Source organism: Providencia sp. TYF-12 (genome assembly GCF_041344805.1).
GTDB lineage: Bacteria > Pseudomonadota > Gammaproteobacteria > Enterobacterales > Enterobacteriaceae > Providencia > Providencia huashanensis.
This window is the reverse complement of the sequence record NZ_CP166833.1, coordinates 4211554-4230963: the sequence shown is the minus strand read 5'-3', so window position 1 is coordinate 4230963 and position 19410 is coordinate 4211554. Positions and strand designations below refer to the sequence as shown.

The window sequence follows — 19410 nt, the reverse complement described above, 5'->3', positions numbered from 1 at the left end:
GGTTGTGTGAAATTAAGATGAACTTTTCTAAGTGAGATGAGGCAAGCTCTGGTAGCTTAATATGCAGGATAATGCATTAGTTTTCTCTCGATTTATCAATTCGTATTTGTAACCATTGTTCAACTTCACTTCGTAACCAACGTGAGCTACGCCCTAGTTTGATAGGCTTAGGGAATTCACCATCTTGAATGAGCTTATAGAACCACTTATCCGTTAACCCCGTTAGTGCTGTGATAAATTTCATGTCAATGAATTGGTCGTTCAGTAGTGGGGTGCCAGTTGTTTGAATAGCCATTGTTTGTTTCTCCGATAATTGAAAAGGAGAAGGATTCGAAAAGGTATAATGGGAGTTGCGGGAATCCTTCAAACAATAACTGACTGGCGTTATTTTTGATTCAGCATGAAAGATTAGATCGAGCTTAATGACTGTTTCCCATGTATGAAGAATTCCCCCCTGAGTTAGGGGGGATGAAATTATGATGCCAGTTTTCATTCACCTATTTTTTATTTCGTTTTCTTCCAATTTTTTTTGCAGTCGGAATATCGCTGAGCTGATAAATACGGCGTTCTGTACGCTGACTATCTTTGCCTAAATAACTTAATATATATTTCATACCACTACGACCATCCTCGTCGGAATATTCAATAACACACTCACCAGGAACTGGATAATATGGTTTTGGTTCACAGTGGTGTGCATAACCTTCACCTTCAGTAACTTCGTCCCATATATCGCGAATATCTTCCCAGAAACCCCATACCTTCTGATGACGTTGACCATTAATGTAAAATGCTGCGTGAATATGCAAACGATGTTGCTCTCCATATTCTAATACCCATGCAAAACCTACAATGCTAGAAATATCTTTTACTTGTTCAATTAACAATGTCATATCCGAAGTGATTTGATGAATATCGGCATATTTAAATGATTTACTGTCTTTACGATAAGCAAAATCGATACGCAACATGAGAAGTTTTGAATAATGTTCAAATAGATCATCTTGATGATTAAATAAATCATGTTGTAATAAATAGTCTGGTTTGTGATTAAAATTAATTGCGCTTTTCATAATGGTTATCCTCAGTGATTAATGTTTCTCATGGGATAACGGCACTATTTAAATTTTGAATGAAATAGAAAGTAAATCATGATAGTTCTAGGCGGGACCTTGCCATCAATCATTAGACTACTAAGAAATCTTATTAAATTAGTAAAAATGAAAAAATTAGTAGGTAATAATTTAAGCATTTTTTTTAGAAATTAGATTAATAAAATTTAAATGAAATATTTTATGTGTAACCCATCTTTCATTAATCTAATTGCTATTTTTCATAGTAATGGATGTGAATAAGTGACTAGATTAAATTCAGTATTATTTTGGGTAGATAGATTAGTCAATTACCTTCTTTATTAAATAATACTAATTAACCTTAATGAAATATTTTAACTAAAAAATGGAGAGGGAAAGCATGGGTTAACTTGTCTAGGATTTGAGTGCTTTGAATGTTCAGACTTTGACTAAGCGCTCCTTGATGACAAGTAGGTACTACATTAGAATTGTTTTCTTCCATGAAAAGCATCTTTTGTGATTGAGCACCTGGAATTTAGCTTGTTTTTATCAAAATTAGTCATGAATAAATCATGGAAATTTGATGTGAAAAACAAGTATAAATCATGAGGTTTTAATGGTAGCATCTTGTAATTATCACGGCGTGATTTACTGGAGGGGGAGATGGCTTTTAATTATAATGATTACTCAACGGAATTTAGTAAGAAGACACGTTCTGAGTATGATGTCTTATTGAATAGTAATAAAAGGGAATTAATTTATTATATTCATCGCTTACAGAGTTATAGAAATTGGCGAGCTTATATTTCAGATTTGAATTACAATGATATTAGTAATATAAAAAAACAAATAGAAAACTCGATAAATAAATTTACATATCATGATGGTGATATAAATAAATTCATTGATAGAATGTTAAATAATTATCATAATCACGGCATTCGAGAAAGTGAATTTGAATGGTTGAAAAGTGATGAGCGAGCATGTTTTTTAGTATTATTAACCTTATTAATTAAGGATACTAAACCTGATGATTTAATCGGTATAGAAGAAAATAACAAACTTAATCTTCAATCTGGCTCTATTTATTACTCTATCATTGCTTGGTTTGATAAATTCACTGAGCCAAGAAGTCAGCGAAGTGGAAGGCATGAGAATGAAAAAAAATTAAAAAAATATTATGAAAGGTGCATGGGCTTAGACGAAAATTCAGTTTTCAGCTGGCTTATGGGTATGAATGATGTAGGTGAAATAAATTATTGTTATAACTACTTGCAACGCTTAGGTATGAATACGTTAGTTGTTGCTGTGAGTAATGAGAGCGCAGAATTTATATTTCGCCTAGGTGAAAAATATAATGTTAATAAAAAATCAGTTTTAATCGCTTTTTTTGACTACCTATACTTATCATCAGATATAGGTGTTTTTGCTGCTGAAAACTTAAAAATGAAAATGGCGAGTGCACTCTCTTCTTGGAAAAATAGAAAAAATAAAGAAGGCTATGTTGATGTGCATTTTGATATCAAAAAAGAAAATATTCCTAAGCTGGATGAACTTAAAAAACGATTTAACGTAATGTCTAAAAAGGATGTCGTCAATGCGTTGATAGAATATATGTATGATAAAAAAGAATAGTCTTTCTAGATATATTAAATAGCAAGTTTAAAATTTTTTCAGATATATATCATTTTAGTGATATCTCATCCTTGATATCTCAATAAACCATCAGCCACCCATTTGGGTGGCTGATTTATTTTGAGGTTAATATGAAAAAATTATCGGGCAATGCCCTTATTCGTCGTCATCTCCGACGCTACCCTCGTTCACTGCGTCAAACCTTATTAAAAGAGCTCAATCAGCTTGTTACCTATCAGCCTGTGATTGGTATCATGGGCAAGACTGGTGTCGGGAAATCCAGTCTGTGTAATGCCTTATTTCGCAGTCAAGTTTGTGTTGTCAATGCTGTTGTCGCTTGTACTCGGCAGCCCCAACAGGTCAAGTTACGCTTTGGACGGCACACACTAACGCTAGTTGATTTACCCGGTGTCGGAGAAAGCCAAGCGCGTGATGAGGAATATCGTGAACTCTATCGTAAGTGGATACCTAAACTCGATATGGTGTTTTGGGTTTTGAAAGCCGATGACCGTGCATTTTCTATTGAAGAAAAGTTTTATCAAACAGTATTCACGGAGTATAACGGAGAGCTACCGGCTATTACTTGGGTTTTGAATCAAGTTGATAAGATAGAGCCTGTAGAGCAGTGGCACTGGGCATCCGCACAGCCTTCAAAACAGCAGCAAGCTCATATCACATTGAAACGACATGCTATCGCCAAACAAATGCATATCTCTGCAGATACCATCATTCCTATATCTGTTAAAGGCCGATATCACCTTCCCCAATTGGTGGAGGTGATTATTACTCGTCTCCCAAAGCAGGCTCGCAGTCCCTTAATCCCGCATCTACAAAATGCCTATCAGACCACAACGGTTATCAATCATGCGCGTAGCTCTTTCGGTGATACGGTCGTAGATATCATTGAGCGCGTGATTGATTTCGCACCACTTCCCCAAATTGCTCGGCACGCCCTCAAATCAACAACGCATCATCTTGCTCAAGCAGCGCGTTCTGTCTGGTCATTTTTCTTTAACTAATTCAATTGCATGATTGTCATATTGAGCCATCGATAAACTATTTTACGTTGTCATGATCGAATTTGTCGATCGAACCGATCGGTATTTTTCATTATCCATACGGAAATGATGGCTATACAATCTCTCAGAGATATCAATAAATTTAATTTATTTATAAAAATCAATGCGATAAATCGCAGGGTTTGTCACGTTATTAAGAATTGAGAGCCATCAGTTGTTTGTTGAGCACTCACTTTTTGTTCGTATTAATGAAGTCTTAGAGCCTTTTATCTGAATAGGCAAAATCACTAACTGGAAAATATCATGAAAACAAAACTTATTGTTTCTGCACTTTTTATTTCGGCTTTAACACCGACATTCAGTCACGCTTTTGGTAACTCACACACTTGGACGAGTAACAAAACACAAGGCGTAACCGAGTTTGTCATTCTGGGTCAGGGCCAATCTCAGCTTTATCTGTCTTGTGATGATAAAGGTGATAAACCTATAAGGATTATTTTTACTGATATCAACGGTCATCAAATCAGTATGGACTCAGGGCAATTTTTGGAGATGAAATTTGATGGGAAGGAACTATCTCAAATCAGCGAAAGCGCAAGCCGAGCCGGCTCAAGTCATCTAGCCTCAGCTTGGTATAATTTACGGACAGCTAAACAAGTTACAGTGTCTAGCGATGAAGGGCAGCCCGCGACTTTTACACTCAATGGAGCGGCATCAATTCTTCCTGAATTTGGTGATGATGGTTGTTTCGCTGAATTTTTCCTTTAGTCATATCTCATGACAGCTAATGAGCCATATTGCATCATTTGCCAGATACGGCTATGGCCTTCTTTTCTATTACTCTTCTATTTGCGACCAATATAATGATTGTGAAAAAACAAATTTGTGCACTCTTATTAGGCCTCAGTGCTTTTTCTGTCTATGCTGAACAAGCACCTATCCAACTTAAATCCGGCCCCAGTAATGCAGGGCGTACATACAGTAAAGTGTATATTACTTCGAATGTCGATAGTGTAATTATCAAGAGAATCATCGTTAATCGAGGCAATTGTAAAGATGCAGAGTACCTCCCTTGGAAGCCTATTAGGCTGAATTTTGGCAACACGTATGAACGTATTTTCACGGGTAAACGTGCAGGAACACCGTGTAATATACTCGAAGTGGTTGTTGATACAAACCAAGGTTCATGGACTTTTAAATGAACGTGTTAATATTATTACTTTAATTCTTATCTTTTATGGCCTGCTCATAATGGCAGGCTACCTGAATTTAATTATTCCTCTCGTACACCTACTGTAAAAACAGATTATCCCTCATCTTTCTCAAGCACCATTTTTATTATTCATTATTGTTTTATTACATGGAGTAATCACATGTCTTCCTCTTATCCTGCGCTAGAATCAAATCTATTTATTCATGCAAATGTCGTTCCGCTTTCTGCTCGTTCAAATTTCTGGCAAACCCACTTTGGCACAGTGAAAGGCTTCGCCACGTTTGAAGTGGTAATTTTCACTATCATGGGCCAGTTCTGCGATGAGTACACTGGCGGCTATTGGGAATACTGCACATTACCCAACGGCGGTGCATTTATTTATCCTGATTTGGCCCCTGAAAAACTCTCGCTATTCAATATGCATAATGGCAACGAAGCGAGTCTCAGCCCTGAAGCAGCAGGCGTTGCCATCTGTTTGATGCTGTATAGCCAGTGGTCATTTAGAACCAAAAGTGAAGTATTGGTCGAGCGTTTCTATCAGCTTCGTGACTATGCCATTCAACATCCTGAAAGTTCAGCTATTTTTCATCTTATCGATTAACTGCTTCCTTAATTTATTCTCTCAGTCTTACCTATCTTATTTATTTTCAAGGAAATTCATTATGACTCGTTTAGCTTCCCGCTTTGGTGCGGCGAATAGCATTCGTCGCGACCGTCCATTAACAGTTGAAGAATTATTCCGTACTGTACCGAGTGTGTTCTCTGAAGAAAAACACGAATCTAGAAGTGACCGATACACTTATATCCCAACCATTAGCTTGCTCGATAGCCTACAAAAAGAAGGCTTCTATCCGTTTTTTGCTTGCCAGACTCGTGTACGTGATGCTAGCCGTCGAGAACACACCAAGCACATGTTACGGTTACGTCGCCATGACCAAATCACAGGAATACAAGTACCTGAAATCATCTTACTGAATAGCCATGATGGTTCGAGTAGTTATCAAATGCTGCCGGGGCTATTTAGAGCGGTATGCCAAAATGGTTTAGTTTGTGGAGATACCTTTGGTGAGATACGTGTGCCCCATAAAGGCGATGTTGTAGGCAAGGTAATTGAAGGAGCCTATGAGGTACTGGAAACCTTCGATACAGTTGCTGAAAAGCGTGAACAAATGCAATCTCTCATGTTACCGCCACCAGCACAGCAAGCCTTAGCACAAGCGGCATTGACGTATCGCTTTGGTGAAGAGCATCAACCGATTACCGAGGAACAAGTATTGCAGCCGCGTCGCTGGGAGGATAAGAAAGATGATCTGTGGACGGTATATCAACGCTTACAGGAGAATTTAATTAAAGGAGGATTATCAGGTAGGAACGCTAAAGGCAAGCGAGCTCGCACACGTTCGGTGAGTGGCATTGATGGGGACATTAAATTGAATAAAGCTCTTTGGGTGATGACAGAAAAGATGTATGAGTGTTTTGGTTATTAGTTTTTATATCCAAATAAATATTAGGTCTCATATTAAGTATATTATTTGACTGCGGTTTGGATTTAATTGTTATTTTTTAGGTTTCGGAAATAATTAACTCCGAAACCTAAATTAGTTAATCGATATATTATTTTGATATATATAGACTATTGATTATTATTTCTGCTGCTTTTTTTATTTCTTTCGATGGTTCTGGATCTAAATTAGCTTCAATTTTATTAATTTCATTCATCCAATAAAAAAATTCATCATCAGAAAAATCTGAAGGTTTTTTTCCTGATTCTCTCTCAATAAATTCAATTAACAAAGTTGTCAATTGTTTTATTTTTATAGAGGGGGAGCTTTGGGATGTATCTTCAAAGAAATCTTTTTGATAATCACTAAAAAAATTTGCTTGTTTTAAGTATCTACTTAAGTAATAAAAGGCTGATCTAATTTCGGGTATATCATAACCTTGAATTATTGACTCTAAATTTTTCATTTTAGCCGATCCTAATAATATCAAAAGCTGACTGAGGTAAATCTGACAAAATATATTCATGAGATAAAGGGTTTGCTCTATCTTTAACGTTGACTTTTTTGTAATACGGGATTGCATCAAGACGAGAGATTACACATAGTAGAGGCCTAAAATGTTGATCTTTAGCATTTTTAGTAATATATACAATTTCATCATGTTTCTCCTGATCAATTTTGCCTAGTTTTAGCATAATTGATGCCCCATTACGGATTCCCATCTTGTTTAGCTCAATCTTCGTATTATGATGATCTGAGCCATCTACTTCTTTTTTTAACGTATTGTATATTTCTAAAGGAGATGAGCTAGGTGGTACGGTAAAGTGTGGGGAGTCAAAATCTGAACCAAAATATGGTGTACACCACATATAGTGTTTATCGCCATAATATTTTTTATTGATATTATAGGCTAGCATTGTCATAGCTGAATACAAAATTGGATTTTTTATATCGTTCAATGACATAATTTTTCCTTGTTTATTATAGAGCTTATTTATTGTAGATTGAGTAATATTCTATCAAACATTTCCTAAATAATTTTTTAAAAATGAACTGTTTTTATAATGGTTTTGATTTTATTGAACTGAGTCACATAATAAAATATTACTTGTTAGCCTTTAGATAAACCACTGAGTATACATTTAAGTATACAAAAAATTCTATATAAATTTATATCAAACAAAAACAATGTATTGTCTATAAAGTGCGAGTCCGGCCTTCGCACCATAAGAACATCAAGAGGTATCAATCGACGTCTTTTTTGTATCTGAAATCCAGTGCTTGCAAGGCTTGTCCTTACTTTTGACGCTAAGATCAACTCAGATCGATTACCTGCATACCCAATCATGTATCGGGTGATTTGGTGCTGAGTTTCAACAAAGCTTCGATAGCCTATTATCATACCCAAGCACCTAAAACGCGTTTGATTGGCGCATTGTCCCAGCAATTGCCTTGTTGAAATAAACTTTGCTTTAACTGGTTAACTCATTTATCCATAGTAAATTTACTAGCACTTATAGCGTTAGTAGCTTTGAGTACGGAATAGCTCTGGTCAAGGGAAAAACTAGTCTCAAATTAAATTCTGCACTGAAATTACGTCGAGTTTGCATTGTCATATAGGTCACCTTGAACTAATAACACCTCTATTCAGGTAGCCAATTGACTATGACACTTCAGTCCGTATATCTTCTCTCAATATGCTTTATTGATATCAGATAGGAGGCAACTCGTTTTCTTTTTGTTCCCCACAAATAAAGTAAGGGCCAAATGCACTGGAAAAGAGATACCTTCCAGGGGAGATTTGATTAATTTTCGAGTAACTGGTTGTACCAAAAGAAAATGCTTTTAAATAGTGATTGAATACTTCATCACTCACATTATCATTTTTTGCCTTTCTCACTAATGTAATTTTCGTTTTGATATTATCGATTTCATCAATAGTCGAGTTAGTATAGTGAACGACTCTATTCACGGAATAGGTTTTATCCGTGGAAATTGAACCAACCAACTTTATATAACCGCTATTATCCTTTTGATGGACGATCCTTAAGTCAATTTCATATCCAGCTTTAGGGTATAAGGGAGACTCAAAATTTGAGTTAATTTGTGCACTACAGTATTTGTTGTCCTCTACAGTCACAGAATAAAAAAATAGGCCAACTGACAATAATGCAATGACACACAATAAAATAGTAATTTTTCTCATTCTTAACCTACCAATTTATTCGAGTTGAAATACATATTTTATTATCTTCGCACTTAGTCAGTAGGGTTTGTTTTTCTACTTGAGCATTACTATGGTTACTGTAGTAATAAAAAATGGCGCTGTTATTACATTGTAAATTAAACTCTTTTACATGTTTATCAATATCTTTTGAATTATTTTTATCGTCAAAATTACTGTTAAATGAATAAACAGGGCATGACCCTATTGTACTGACAAGGTACGTATTAACTTTGTCAAAGCTTAATGCACCAAAAAATAAATTATACATTGAAGCCAGTGTTAAAATGACGCTTAAGCCAAGTATAATTTTCAATGAGAAATTACGCTTTAACGTATAACATACTCGGGGTTTAGCTATAACGGAAGATACCGCGACTTGATTATGTGTATTAAGCTCAATTAAAGGTAGTTTATCCCTTCCATCAAGTTTTTCTGTATCTCCTTTTTCTTCACTATGGCGAACAAGCTCGGTGTTACGTTGTGTAATAATGAGTTCTGAAGATAAAATAACACCTTTTTTAGGAATATTTAAAATTGCATTATCTATCTCAAGGTGCTGATAAAGTAGTTTTCGCAGAGCACTGATATATTGGTTTAATGTATTAATTGAGGCAGTCAAACCATGCTCATCCCAAACTTTTTTTAAAAGCTCTTCTCTTGGGATGATCATGTTATTATTTTCGACTAATACTCTGAAAATACGATTTAAAATAGGTGTAAGCTTGGCCACTTCGCTGTTTGAGCCTAGCTGAATTATCTCACCAGTTTCAGAATCATATTCTATACAATTGTTCAATATATATATCATTGTTTATAATTTTTACTCTGTTAAAAATGATTTTTAAGTTTATAAATTTCACTTACAGTCAGTCTGTTAATTATATTAAGCACTACCTCACGATTTTACAACACATTGATTTGTGGTTTTCTTAATCTAAAGCATGAATGATTGATTTAACAATTAATATGAATAACAACCAAATTATTACACGAGAATGGAGTGATGTCAGTTAGAAAGGAAGGTTTTCAAAGAGGTGAGCTAGCTGTTTAGTCTAAAAAAATAAATTTTTTAGACTTATAGTTTTAAGTTTTAATAAAGTTTGGTTTTTTAATTCGATTTATAAGAAGTACTTTTTTACACCTAGAATACTATAGTCATATGATCCTACTCTGGGGATAATTAAAGTTTAATAAACAATGGGTTACCTGTTTTCCGTGTTTGTATCTACTTTGAGTTACACTAAATAATCCCCTCTACATTCCAACATTTCTGTTGAAATGATTCATTTATTCCATTTCCTTGTTTTCTTTAGACAGAAAGAACGAGTAAGTAAAATCACCTTTATAGATGAGCTTTGTTAGGCTTTAAAATTTAGCTACGGTACTAATATGACAGAAAAGCAAAAGTCTTATTTACCCCTTCAGTTTCTTTGTAGGTAGTCTTAAAACAAATATCTATTTTATCAACTAAAACTAAAGGTAATATTTATTCTATAGTGTAATTGTCATATTTTGACTATCTATATAAGTTATTTTAATAAAGTTATCATATATCTTTTATTGAATAACTGTAACAAATTGCAAGTATGATAGGTGAAGATATGAGTACTAAATATTAAATCTGACAATGTTAACGAAAACATAATTTATAACGTGATTAACTAAATTTCTTCAACCTATTGATATATAAGATTATAATAACTTATAATTAATTTTAATAGGTTATAATATATATTTTTATATTTTTCAATAGGTAATACCTATCTAAAAGCTCGCTTTTCATTGCTTAAAACACTTTTACTCCAATATTGGATAAATCTATAGTAAGCGACATCAAATGAGTTGAGTTAAAAAATACTCCTCCGTTAAATGACTTATTATTATATTAGAATTTATTATTTAGAATCTGGCTATGGTTTTAAGCTAATCGATTATTGATTAAAATATATTTTTAGGAGACTTGGCTATGTTTGTAGAAAATGTAGATAAGATAAAAAGTGAAGTTAAATATATCAATGGATTAGATATTACAAAAGAAACAGGTAAGTTTTTAAAATCAGCTAGAATAGAAAAATGTTTGTCTGGTACTGAAGTTGGAAAATTATTATACCTGAGTCAACAGCAAGTTTCTCGTTATGAGAATGGGTTGTGTAATATATCGATCGATATGCTAAATAACTATTTGCATGCACTTGGCAAGGATTGGTCTGATTATTATTACTACGTTATTGCAAATAATTTTTCGAACAAAATTTAATTGTCTAATTTTAAATTTTAAAACTGATTTCCTTAATTAGAGTAATTAAGGGTTTTACTCATGCCTATAAATAGGTATGAGCTTAGTGTCAATGTTAATAATCATTCGGTTATTAATTTATTTTAATTTATATAGGTAAATATATGAAAAAGTTAGTTATCGCAACAATGGTTTTTGGTGCAATGAGTGCGTCAGCATTAGCAGTTGATGCAGGTACTGGTAAAGTTCATTTCAGTGGTTCAATTATTACAGCGCCATGTTCAATTGCACCGGGTGATGAAAACCAAGAAGTACCATTAGGACAAATTTCTAATACAACACTTGAATCAGGTGGTATGTCTTCAGCTCAACCATTCGCAATTAAACTGGAAGGTTGTACTTTAAATGCAAAATATAAAGGTACAAATGAAGATGGTGAAGAAGTCGAATTAACTTACAATAATACTGTTAATGTAAAATTCACCGGTACTGAATGGGTTAATTCTGGTAATAATACTGGTTTAATTCAAATTACTGGTGATGGACAAGGTGCTGGTGTTAAATTAATGACAGTTTCAGGAAATAAAATTGACCTGAATAGCTCTACAACCCAAAACTTTGTTGCAGGCGATAATTCACTAAGATTCCAAGCTGCTTTGCAAGGTGTTTCAGGTGCACAAGTTAACCCAGGCAAATTTGAAGCAACTACAAACTTTGTTCTTTCTTATAACTAAGTTTCTGCAAAATATTAAGCGCTGACCTACTAGGAAAACACTAAATACTAAATAAAGGACATACCACCAATGATTGTTATCAGGAAAATCACGGGCTTCCTAATTTTATTAATTATAGGAGCCAATAACTCTTTGGCTGATAACAATACTATTATTGGTAAGGTAAATATGCAAGGAAGCATTTTAGAAACAGCATGTGCTATTTCAATGGACTCTTATGACCAATCAATAGATATGGGTGTAATTCCAATGAGTCTTATAAATCAATATGGTCATAGTCCAATAAAGTATTTTTCAATTAAATTAATTGGTTGCCATTTAGAAACGTTATCAGGAAAGCATTGGAATTATTTCACATTAACATTCGATGGACCAGCCAAAAATAATTTGTTCGAATTATTTGGTCACGCAAAAGGAATATCATTGTCTCTAGAAGATGAAAAAGGAAATTTAATATATCCCAGTATTCCTCTTAAAGAACACTCAATAATACCTGGGGAATCAAACTTAAAATATGGTGTGAAGCTTATGAGAAATGGTTTATCTCTAAAGTCAGGTGGATATAGAACAACAATAAAATTTAAAGTTGATTATCACTGAAGATATTTGAAATTTATTTTTGGGTAGTCAGGAAATTAATATGCCTATTAAGCAAAATAAAATACGACAATATATATTAAAAGGCTTGATCATATCAATGCTCTATAGCAGTATGCTGACTACCACATTTGCTAGGGTAATTGAATTTAATACTGATGTATTAGATGTAGAAGATAGAAACAATATTGATTTAGAACAATTTAATCGTATTGGATTTATTATGCCTGGTACGTATAACTTGAAAATTAATATTAATGGTCATTCATTATCTGAAATGTCAGTTATATTTAATGAAAGTGAAACTTCAGATTCAGGTAGTGTGGCTTGCCTTTCCCCAGATATTGTCGAAAGATTAGGGTTAACAAAAGAAGCCTTAAATAAAGCATTATGGGAACAGGGTGGCCAATGCTTAAATTTAAATAGTTTAGATGGGATGTCTGTTGAAGGGGATCTATCTACCTCTTCACTTAATATTAATGTCCCTCAGGCCTATTTAGAACAAATTTATGAAAACTGGGACCCTCCTAGTCGTTGGGATCATGGTATTTCGGCTTTATTATTTGACTACAATATAAATGGAGCAATTAACGATTCGCTTGAACAAGATCAAACATCATCATCTTTAAGTGGAAATGGTGTAGCGGGTATTAATTTAGGTGCATGGAGATTCCGTGGTGAATGGCAATCTCAAATCAATCGTACAACTGGAGAACAAAAAACAACTCAACATAATTTTGATTGGAATCGTATCTATGCTTATCGAGCGATAGCCGCTTTGCAAGCAAAATTAACTCTAGGTGAGGATTTTTTAAATTCAGGTGTATTTGATGCATTTAAGTTTATTGGGCTTGGATTGCAATCTGATTTGAACATGCTGCCGCCTAACTTACGTGGTTATGCACCAGAAATAGTTGGAACAGCAAAGACAAATGCCACAATTACTATACGTCAGCAAGGAAGAGTGATTTATGAAACACAGGTCGCTCAAGGCCCATTTCGTATTCAAAACCTCAGTGATGCAATTACAGGAAAAATGAATGTTACAGTTGCTGAGCAAGATGGGACCACACAAACATTTGATGTTGATACCGCCAGTCTGCCCTTTTTAACACGGCCAGGTCAGGTTCAATATAAATTTGCAACGGGAAAACCTATTGATAACCAAGGCCACCGTCAAGGTGTGAGCTTCGGTATGGGAGAATTTTCATGGGGAGTCAGTAATGGCTGGTCATTATTTGGTGGAATATTAGGTAGTCAAGACTATAAATCAACATCTATTGGTATTGGTCGTGACCTGTTGGTTTTTGGCGCGCTTTCATTTGATATCACGCAGTCTATTGCAAATATTCCTAACGATGGTTCGTTAAAAGGTAAATCTTATCGTCTGAATTATTCAAAGCGTTTTGAGGAATATAACAGTCAAATTAACTTTGCTGGTTATCGTTTTTCAGAACGAGATTTTATGAATATGAGTGATTTTTTAGATTTTCGAGTAACAGGTATGCGTTATGGCTCTAGCAAAGAATTATATACGTTATCAATTAATAAGAACTTTATTGAAAGTGGTCTTTCTTTGTACTTTAACTATAACCACCAAACCTATTGGGACCGACCAGCCAATGATTATTACAGCTTAATGCTATCAAAATATTTTGATATAGGCAGTTGGAAAAATATTAGTGCAACTGTTTCCGCAAATAGGCAGCAAACAGACTCAAAAAGTGACGATAGCATTTATTTTTCAGTCTCTATACCTTGGGGAAGCTCTGCAAGCCTCGGTTATTCGATGGATATAAGTCATGACTATGTTTCAAATAATGCATCCTATTTCGATACATTAACAGAAAGAATGAATTATCAATTTAACATCGGAAACAATCGTAAAGGCGCGACAACAAGTGGGTACTTTTCATATCAAGGAAATGATGCTTGGCTTTCTACTAACGTTAGCTATGCGATGAATCAGTATCGTGCCGCTGGGTTTAGTGCAAATGGCGGATTAACAATAACACCAGAAGGTGGGGCATTCCATGGTTCTAGCCTTGCAGGGGGAACTCGGCTCTTGGTTGATACAGATGGTGTTCCTGATATTCCTATTCGTGGCTCAGGTATTGCAGTTAAAACGAATTTATTTGGTAAAGCAGTCATTAGCGACATGAGTAATTACAACCGAAATAATATACAAATTGATTTAAATAACTTACCCGATAATGCAGATGCGCAGCAGTCAGTGCAACAAGCAACATTAACGGAAGGAGCCGTTGGTTATAGACACTTTGATGTGTTATCAGGATTAAAAGGTATGGTCGTTATCAGGTTAGAAGATGGGACATATCCCGCTTTTGGTTCCCAAGTTAAAAATAGTAAAGGGCAAAACACCGGTATTGTCGGCGACGAAGGGAATACCTATTTGAGTGGAATTAATGCCGATGAAGTAATGCGAGTAAATTTATCTTCTAACCAAGAATGTAAAATTGTTTTTCCCAAAAAGTTGGATGACTTATCGGGAGGGTTATTGGCACTTTGTGTTCGAGAAAATCACCAATAATCTAATGTCTAAATAAAGAAAAAGTAAAGGTATATAAATTATGAAATATAAATTATCCCACAGTTTATTAATAGGGCTATCCAGCATTTTATTGGCAAACATGTCTTTCGCTGGTGTTTCTTTAGATCGCACTCGCATTATTTTTGACGGTAATCAAAAATCTGTCACTTTAAATATAAACAATAATAATCCTGAGCTACCTTACTTAGCTCAAGGTTGGTTAGAAAACCAAACTGGTGAGAAAATTACTAAGCCATTAGTTGCGTTGCCACCAATTCAACGTTTAGAGCCTAGTAAATCTAGCCAAATTAAAATTGATTTAATGCCAACGATAAACGAGTTACCACAAGATAGAGAAAGCCTATTCTATTTTAACTTGCGCGAAGTGCCACCTAAAAGTGATAAAGATAATGTATTGCAAATTGCGTTACAAACGCGAATAAAATTATTTTATCGCCCAGCAGCTATCGTTCCAAAAGATGATGAAAAACCATGGCAAGAAAAAATCACATTAGAGAAATCAGGACATGAGGTCATTGTCAAAAATCCAACGGCATATTACGTCACAATTTTAAATGCATTTTCAGACAGATTAAAAACCGATCCAAATGATTTTGCTCCAATAATGATCGCACCATTTGGTAGCGAAAAATTAGGTGTAAGTACAAGTGTTTTAGGTAATAACCCCGTACTGATTTATATCAATGATTACGGTGGTAGACCTGAATTACATTTCCGCTGCCAAGAAATGAACTGTCAAGTAGAAGAACAGAAATCCTGATACTCTTTAAGAAAAGGAATATAAGATGAATGTCTTTCAAAAAAAATGGAATCCTGTTCTATTACTATTTTCTATATCTGGAATGACATTTGCAGAAAATCAATTTCCAATTAATCATTGGGATGTTGATGGGCAGCATGGGCAAGTGCATGTGAAAGGAATACTAACAGAAAGTCCGTGTCGTATTGCAATGCATTCAATGTATCAAGATATTGAAATTAGCGATTTAAAAACAGCAGATTTTCCCAGTATTCATTCTATGGGAAATGAGTATCCGTTTTATATTGAACTACTTGATTGCCTTGCAACACCCGTTAACATGCTAGATCCGTACTCTGGTAATATGACATGGAGTAATGACCAACCTGGGTTTTCAATAAGGTTCGTCACAACTAAAAGTGAAAATATGTCGAAGTATATCTCAATTAGAGGTATTGAAGGCTTAGGCTTAGTACTGAAAGATAAACAAGGAAATACTATTACTCTAGGGGAATATACAAAACCTAAATTAATTCCACAAGGGCAAAGTATTTTAACTTACAGTGTGATTCCTGTTAGAACTTCGATGAATATGACGCCAGGTAAATTTTCATCGGTTATTAGCTTTCAATTAAATTATGATTAACTCTGAGTAAAATTCAAATGAAAGAGAAAATAAGTATTTTAATAATTTCTACCCTAGTGTCTATTTTGAGTATACAAATTCCATCTGCATTAGCGGCGAATTCTGTAAGGATTAATTTCAAAGGAAACTTAATTCAGAACCCACCTTGTGAAATTACAGGGTTAAATGGTAATGAAATTACTATTGACTTTCAAGATATGGTTATTAGAAATATAACTGGAATGAATTATATGCAGGAGATTAAATATAAATTGACTTGTGATGCGCCAAATAATACAGGGCTTTCATTAAGTATAAGGGGGACTGCTGCTAGTTTTAATACAAGTTTACTTACAACGAGCAATACAAATTTAGGTATTTCATTTTATAGTGGATCTACAAATTTATCTACAATTCGTGTAAATCTTGACCCTATAAAATTTCCAAATAGCCGTCGAGACCCTATTTATGCTAATCCAGTAATTAATGCTAAAGCAGCTAATATTACAGCGGGTAGTTTTACTGCAACTGCAACGCTTTTAGCGGAGTATGAATAAGATTAAAATTTATTATTCAGTGTATCTATAAAGGTTTCCCTATGATAAAAACAGTTAACATTTTCGCTAAGATGATAAACTATTTCTTATTTATATTTTTAATATTAAATAGCCCTAATGTTTTTTCTAATAACTCTACGAGCTTATCATTTAAAGGAAATCTTATTGATACACCTCCATGCGATATTTATGGAACAGAAGGCATCAATAAACCAGTTAATATTCAATTTAGTAAGATAGCGATTCAACGTATTGATGGTAAACGGTTCCAAAAAAATTGGTCTTTAAATATTGACTGTGGAGCTAATTTAGGCAGTAACGTGTCTTTAGAGCTAAATTATATGGGGAACCCAGTATTATTTGATGAAAAAGCATTAGAAACTTCCCGAGCTGGTATAGGGATTCGTTTATATAACGCAACAGATAGTACCGTTATTGCACCGAATGATAAGAAAAAACTTACTATGACAAATAATGGTAAATTACAGATTCCGCTATATTCTATACCCGTAAAAATAGCCAAGCCTACTACACCGATAATAGAAGGGAAATTTACAGCAACAGCAACAATTTCCATTAATTACCCCTAAGGAAATTAATATGAAAAAAATAAACTCTGGCCTATTTTTGGGTTTTCTAATGATGCTATGCGCAACCTCATTTGGAGATAATAATAATACAGTTCAGTATGAAGGCACGTTAATTTCATTACCTTGTACAATAGATGAGAGTACGCCAACTGTAGTTGAGTTTGGTGTTATTGTTGATAAACAGCTTTATTTACATGAAAAAACATCACTAAAACCATTTTCTATTATTTTACAAGATTGTGATGTATCTATTGCCAATACAATTTCACTATCAGTTCAGGGTACTGCTGGTAATGTAACTTCGGATGGCTATTTAATGCTAAATCCTAGTAGTACAGCGAAAGGTGTTGTCATAGGTTTAATGGATAGCTCTGGGAAAAAGATACCTATGAATTCAGTGTTATCTCCTATTGCTATTTCAAATGGAACAATGGCGATTCAATTGAATGCCTTTATTAAAATTGAAAGTCAAAATGAAACAAAAATAATACCTGGTGAGTTTACGGCTATGCTCTATTACACCTTGGATTTCAATTAATATACAAGTAAATTTTAAAAATGTCGTATTTGAATTCTAATGAAAGACCAATAGGTGATTTAAATGAATAAATCTAGAAAATATAAAAGGGGATTTGTAAATGGTATAACATCCATACTTATATTTCTTGTTAATTTTAACGTTAATGCTGCAATATTTAATACGAATGTTAGTGTGATTGTTTTACAGCAGACTTGTGATATCACATCATCGATAAATCCAAATCAACCTATTACTATTGATTTTGGTGATATTTCTGTACCTAAAATTAATGGTTTAGAATATCAAAGGGAAATTCCTTTTAATTTAAATTGTTCTGATGGTGCAAATAACCCTGCATTAAAGCTACGAATAGTTGGGAGTGATGGCATATATTCCACAATGTTAGGGACAAGTAGAGATAATTTATCAATTATATTCCGATTTGGAAATAATATATTAAATTTAAATGGCTGGGCTAATTTTAATTACAGCTTAAGACCCAAGTTGACAGCCGCGCCTTTTACAATGAGCCATAGCACATTGACTGGCGGCACGTTTACTGCAAGCGCCACTTTGGTGGTTGAATACCAATAATAATTAAATGGTTATTGAAAATTGAAGGTAATATTTATTATGCCAAAAGTTATTTTTATTCTTATTTTTTTATTTTCGAGCATCGCTCACGCTGATCGTACGATGCTTTCAAACGTCGGTCAATCAGCACCCTTATTCGTTATCGCTTCGTGGTTTACAACTGGAAGCAATAATCCTGCTGAAAATACAGTAATACCTTGTGCAGGTTCTCAATGTAGCTATGGTGTGGTTTTATACTATGAAAATGGAAGTGTTATTGATTTTAATGGTCGAAGTATACCCGTTACAGCAGGAATGACCTGGAAGATGGCGAATGATATGTTTATTCGCCGATTTGGTGCAACAGGAATAGCAACATGGCAATGGAATTGGCAACCAAGCCAATGGGAGGTTTGTATAGGCGCAATCCCTGCAAGTTCAGGTGCATTAGGACTAGGGAGGCCTTTTTCAATTTATAGTTCCCCTTGTACACCAGTACCGCCTGTTAATGTCCAATGTAACGTAAATGGTGATGCTAATATTACACACGGTACTTTAAATGCTGGGCAAGTTAATGGGCATACAGCAGAAGCAACTATTCAACTAAGCTGTAATCGAGCCGCAACAGTTTCAATTGAAGTCCCATCTCCAGATATTGATTTAGGTGGCGGTGTAAAATCTCGTGTTAGTGTCACAAACGGTAGTCGTATTTCGGTTGCCAATTCAGTGGCCTTAAAAATTAAATCGGTATTAAGCGGCACAGCTCCAACAGCAGGACAGCATTCAGGTAGCACAGTAATTGTATTCAATATTGTTTAGTTTAGAGAAAAAACACTATTTAGAAAATTGAATGCAATTCAAAACCAGCCCTGCCTAAATATACCTACGATCCCCTCCTGATGAGGGGGGAATGTGAAATCCTCATTAGGGAGGATGATGTATATCAGTACTTAATCATTTATTTTGGTGTGTATTTATGTAGCTAATGAATTTTCAAT

The 19410-nt window shown here is 34.3% G+C and carries 23 protein-coding genes; 17 read left to right on the top strand and 6 right to left on the bottom strand.

From position 1 onward, the window contains the following. Positions 1-76 precede the first annotated feature (76 nt). Positions 77-295, bottom strand: a complete 219-nt coding sequence (locus ABE954_RS19800; RefSeq protein ID WP_154638031.1) for an AlpA family transcriptional regulator — start codon at positions 293-295, stop codon at positions 77-79. Positions 296-497: 202 nt separating this feature from the next. Further along, positions 498-1073 (bottom strand): inovirus-type Gp2 protein, encoded by a 576-nt coding sequence (locus tag ABE954_RS19795; RefSeq protein WP_154638032.1) that lies wholly within the window; start codon positions 1071-1073, stop codon positions 498-500. A 663-nt stretch (positions 1074-1736) separates the two neighbouring features. On the opposite strand from ABE954_RS19795, the gene ABE954_RS19790 reads away from it, so the two are divergent. The 6 genes from ABE954_RS19790 (at position 1737) to ABE954_RS19765 (ending at position 6427) form a co-directional block, all read left to right on the top strand. Then, on the top strand, positions 1737-2708 hold the full coding sequence (locus ABE954_RS19790) for a hypothetical protein (RefSeq protein WP_154638033.1): 972 nt from the start codon (positions 1737-1739) through the stop codon (positions 2706-2708). 131 nt (positions 2709-2839) lie between these two features. Then, positions 2840-3727: a GTPase gene (locus ABE954_RS19785; protein ID WP_154638034.1), complete on the top strand. Its 888-nt coding sequence runs from the start codon at positions 2840-2842 to the stop codon at positions 3725-3727. A gap of 303 nt (positions 3728-4030) precedes the next feature. Continuing rightward, positions 4031-4495 (top strand): hypothetical protein, encoded by a 465-nt coding sequence (locus ABE954_RS19780; RefSeq protein WP_154638035.1) that lies wholly within the window; start codon positions 4031-4033, stop codon positions 4493-4495. Between the two features lie 95 nt (positions 4496-4590). Next, the gene (locus tag ABE954_RS19775; protein WP_371025665.1) at positions 4591-4929 is read left to right on the top strand and encodes a hypothetical protein; all 339 of its coding nucleotides are present in this window, start codon (positions 4591-4593) and stop codon (positions 4927-4929) included. A 171-nt stretch (positions 4930-5100) separates the two neighbouring features. Next, positions 5101-5541, top strand: coding sequence for an antirestriction protein (locus tag ABE954_RS19770; RefSeq protein ID WP_154638036.1), 441 nt, complete (start codon positions 5101-5103; stop codon positions 5539-5541). 61 nt (positions 5542-5602) lie between these two features. Further along, positions 5603-6427 (top strand): DUF932 domain-containing protein, encoded by an 825-nt coding sequence (locus tag ABE954_RS19765; RefSeq protein ID WP_154638037.1) that lies wholly within the window; start codon positions 5603-5605, stop codon positions 6425-6427. 127 nt (positions 6428-6554) lie between these two features. Here ABE954_RS19765 and ABE954_RS19760 read toward each other — a convergent pair whose 3' ends face one another. From ABE954_RS19760 to ABE954_RS19745, 4 genes are all read right to left on the bottom strand, one after another. Continuing rightward, the gene (locus ABE954_RS19760; RefSeq protein WP_154638038.1) at positions 6555-6908 is read right to left on the bottom strand and encodes a hypothetical protein; all 354 of its coding nucleotides are present in this window, start codon (positions 6906-6908) and stop codon (positions 6555-6557) included. A 1-nt stretch (position 6909) separates the two neighbouring features. Then, positions 6910-7407 (bottom strand): hypothetical protein, encoded by a 498-nt coding sequence (locus tag ABE954_RS19755; RefSeq protein ID WP_154638039.1) that lies wholly within the window; start codon positions 7405-7407, stop codon positions 6910-6912. A gap of 746 nt (positions 7408-8153) precedes the next feature. Continuing rightward, positions 8154-8648 (bottom strand): FidL-like protein, encoded by a 495-nt coding sequence (locus tag ABE954_RS19750; RefSeq protein WP_042845652.1) that lies wholly within the window; start codon positions 8646-8648, stop codon positions 8154-8156. Between the two features lie 7 nt (positions 8649-8655). Further along, positions 8656-9477, bottom strand: coding sequence for a winged helix-turn-helix domain-containing protein (locus ABE954_RS19745; protein ID WP_129466555.1), 822 nt, complete (start codon positions 9475-9477; stop codon positions 8656-8658). A gap of 1158 nt (positions 9478-10635) precedes the next feature. Here ABE954_RS19745 and ABE954_RS19740 point away from each other — a divergent pair. The 11 genes from ABE954_RS19740 to ABE954_RS19690 all read left to right on the top strand — a co-directional run bounded on the left by ABE954_RS19740 (position 10636) and on the right by ABE954_RS19690 (position 19231). Beyond that, positions 10636-10926, top strand: coding sequence for a helix-turn-helix domain-containing protein (locus ABE954_RS19740; RefSeq protein ID WP_048605919.1), 291 nt, complete (start codon positions 10636-10638; stop codon positions 10924-10926). Between the two features lie 143 nt (positions 10927-11069). After that, positions 11070-11639, top strand: coding sequence for a fimbrial protein (locus tag ABE954_RS19735; protein WP_042845650.1), 570 nt, complete (start codon positions 11070-11072; stop codon positions 11637-11639). A 132-nt stretch (positions 11640-11771) separates the two neighbouring features. After that, positions 11772-12239 carry a fimbrial protein gene (locus tag ABE954_RS19730; protein ID WP_166686566.1) on the top strand — a complete coding sequence of 156 codons (468 nt, stop codon included), beginning with the start codon at positions 11772-11774 and terminating at the stop codon, positions 12237-12239. 40 nt (positions 12240-12279) lie between these two features. Next, the gene (locus ABE954_RS19725) at positions 12280-14787 is read left to right on the top strand and encodes a fimbria/pilus outer membrane usher protein (protein ID WP_210845991.1); all 2508 of its coding nucleotides are present in this window, start codon (positions 12280-12282) and stop codon (positions 14785-14787) included. 40 nt (positions 14788-14827) lie between these two features. Continuing rightward, entirely contained in the window at positions 14828-15568 is a 741-nt protein-coding gene (locus ABE954_RS19720) for a fimbria/pilus periplasmic chaperone (protein ID WP_042845648.1), read from the top strand. Positions 15569-15593: 25 nt separating this feature from the next. Then, positions 15594-16193: a fimbrial protein gene (locus ABE954_RS19715; protein ID WP_129466550.1), complete on the top strand. Its 600-nt coding sequence runs from the start codon at positions 15594-15596 to the stop codon at positions 16191-16193. Between the two features lie 17 nt (positions 16194-16210). Further along, on the top strand, positions 16211-16729 hold the full coding sequence (locus ABE954_RS19710) for a fimbrial protein (RefSeq protein WP_129466548.1): 519 nt from the start codon (positions 16211-16213) through the stop codon (positions 16727-16729). Positions 16730-16770: 41 nt separating this feature from the next. Next, complete coding sequence (locus ABE954_RS19705) at positions 16771-17319, top strand: fimbrial protein (protein WP_129466546.1); 549 nt, start codon at positions 16771-16773, stop codon at positions 17317-17319. Positions 17320-17329: 10 nt separating this feature from the next. Next, positions 17330-17857 carry a fimbrial protein gene (locus ABE954_RS19700; RefSeq protein WP_371025664.1) on the top strand — a complete coding sequence of 176 codons (528 nt, stop codon included), beginning with the start codon at positions 17330-17332 and terminating at the stop codon, positions 17855-17857. Positions 17858-17920: 63 nt separating this feature from the next. Next, positions 17921-18433 carry a fimbrial protein gene (locus tag ABE954_RS19695; RefSeq protein WP_371025663.1) on the top strand — a complete coding sequence of 171 codons (513 nt, stop codon included), beginning with the start codon at positions 17921-17923 and terminating at the stop codon, positions 18431-18433. Positions 18434-18472: 39 nt separating this feature from the next. Continuing rightward, complete coding sequence (locus tag ABE954_RS19690; RefSeq protein ID WP_206227294.1) at positions 18473-19231, top strand: hypothetical protein; 759 nt, start codon at positions 18473-18475, stop codon at positions 19229-19231. Positions 19232-19410: the final 179 nt, after the last annotated feature.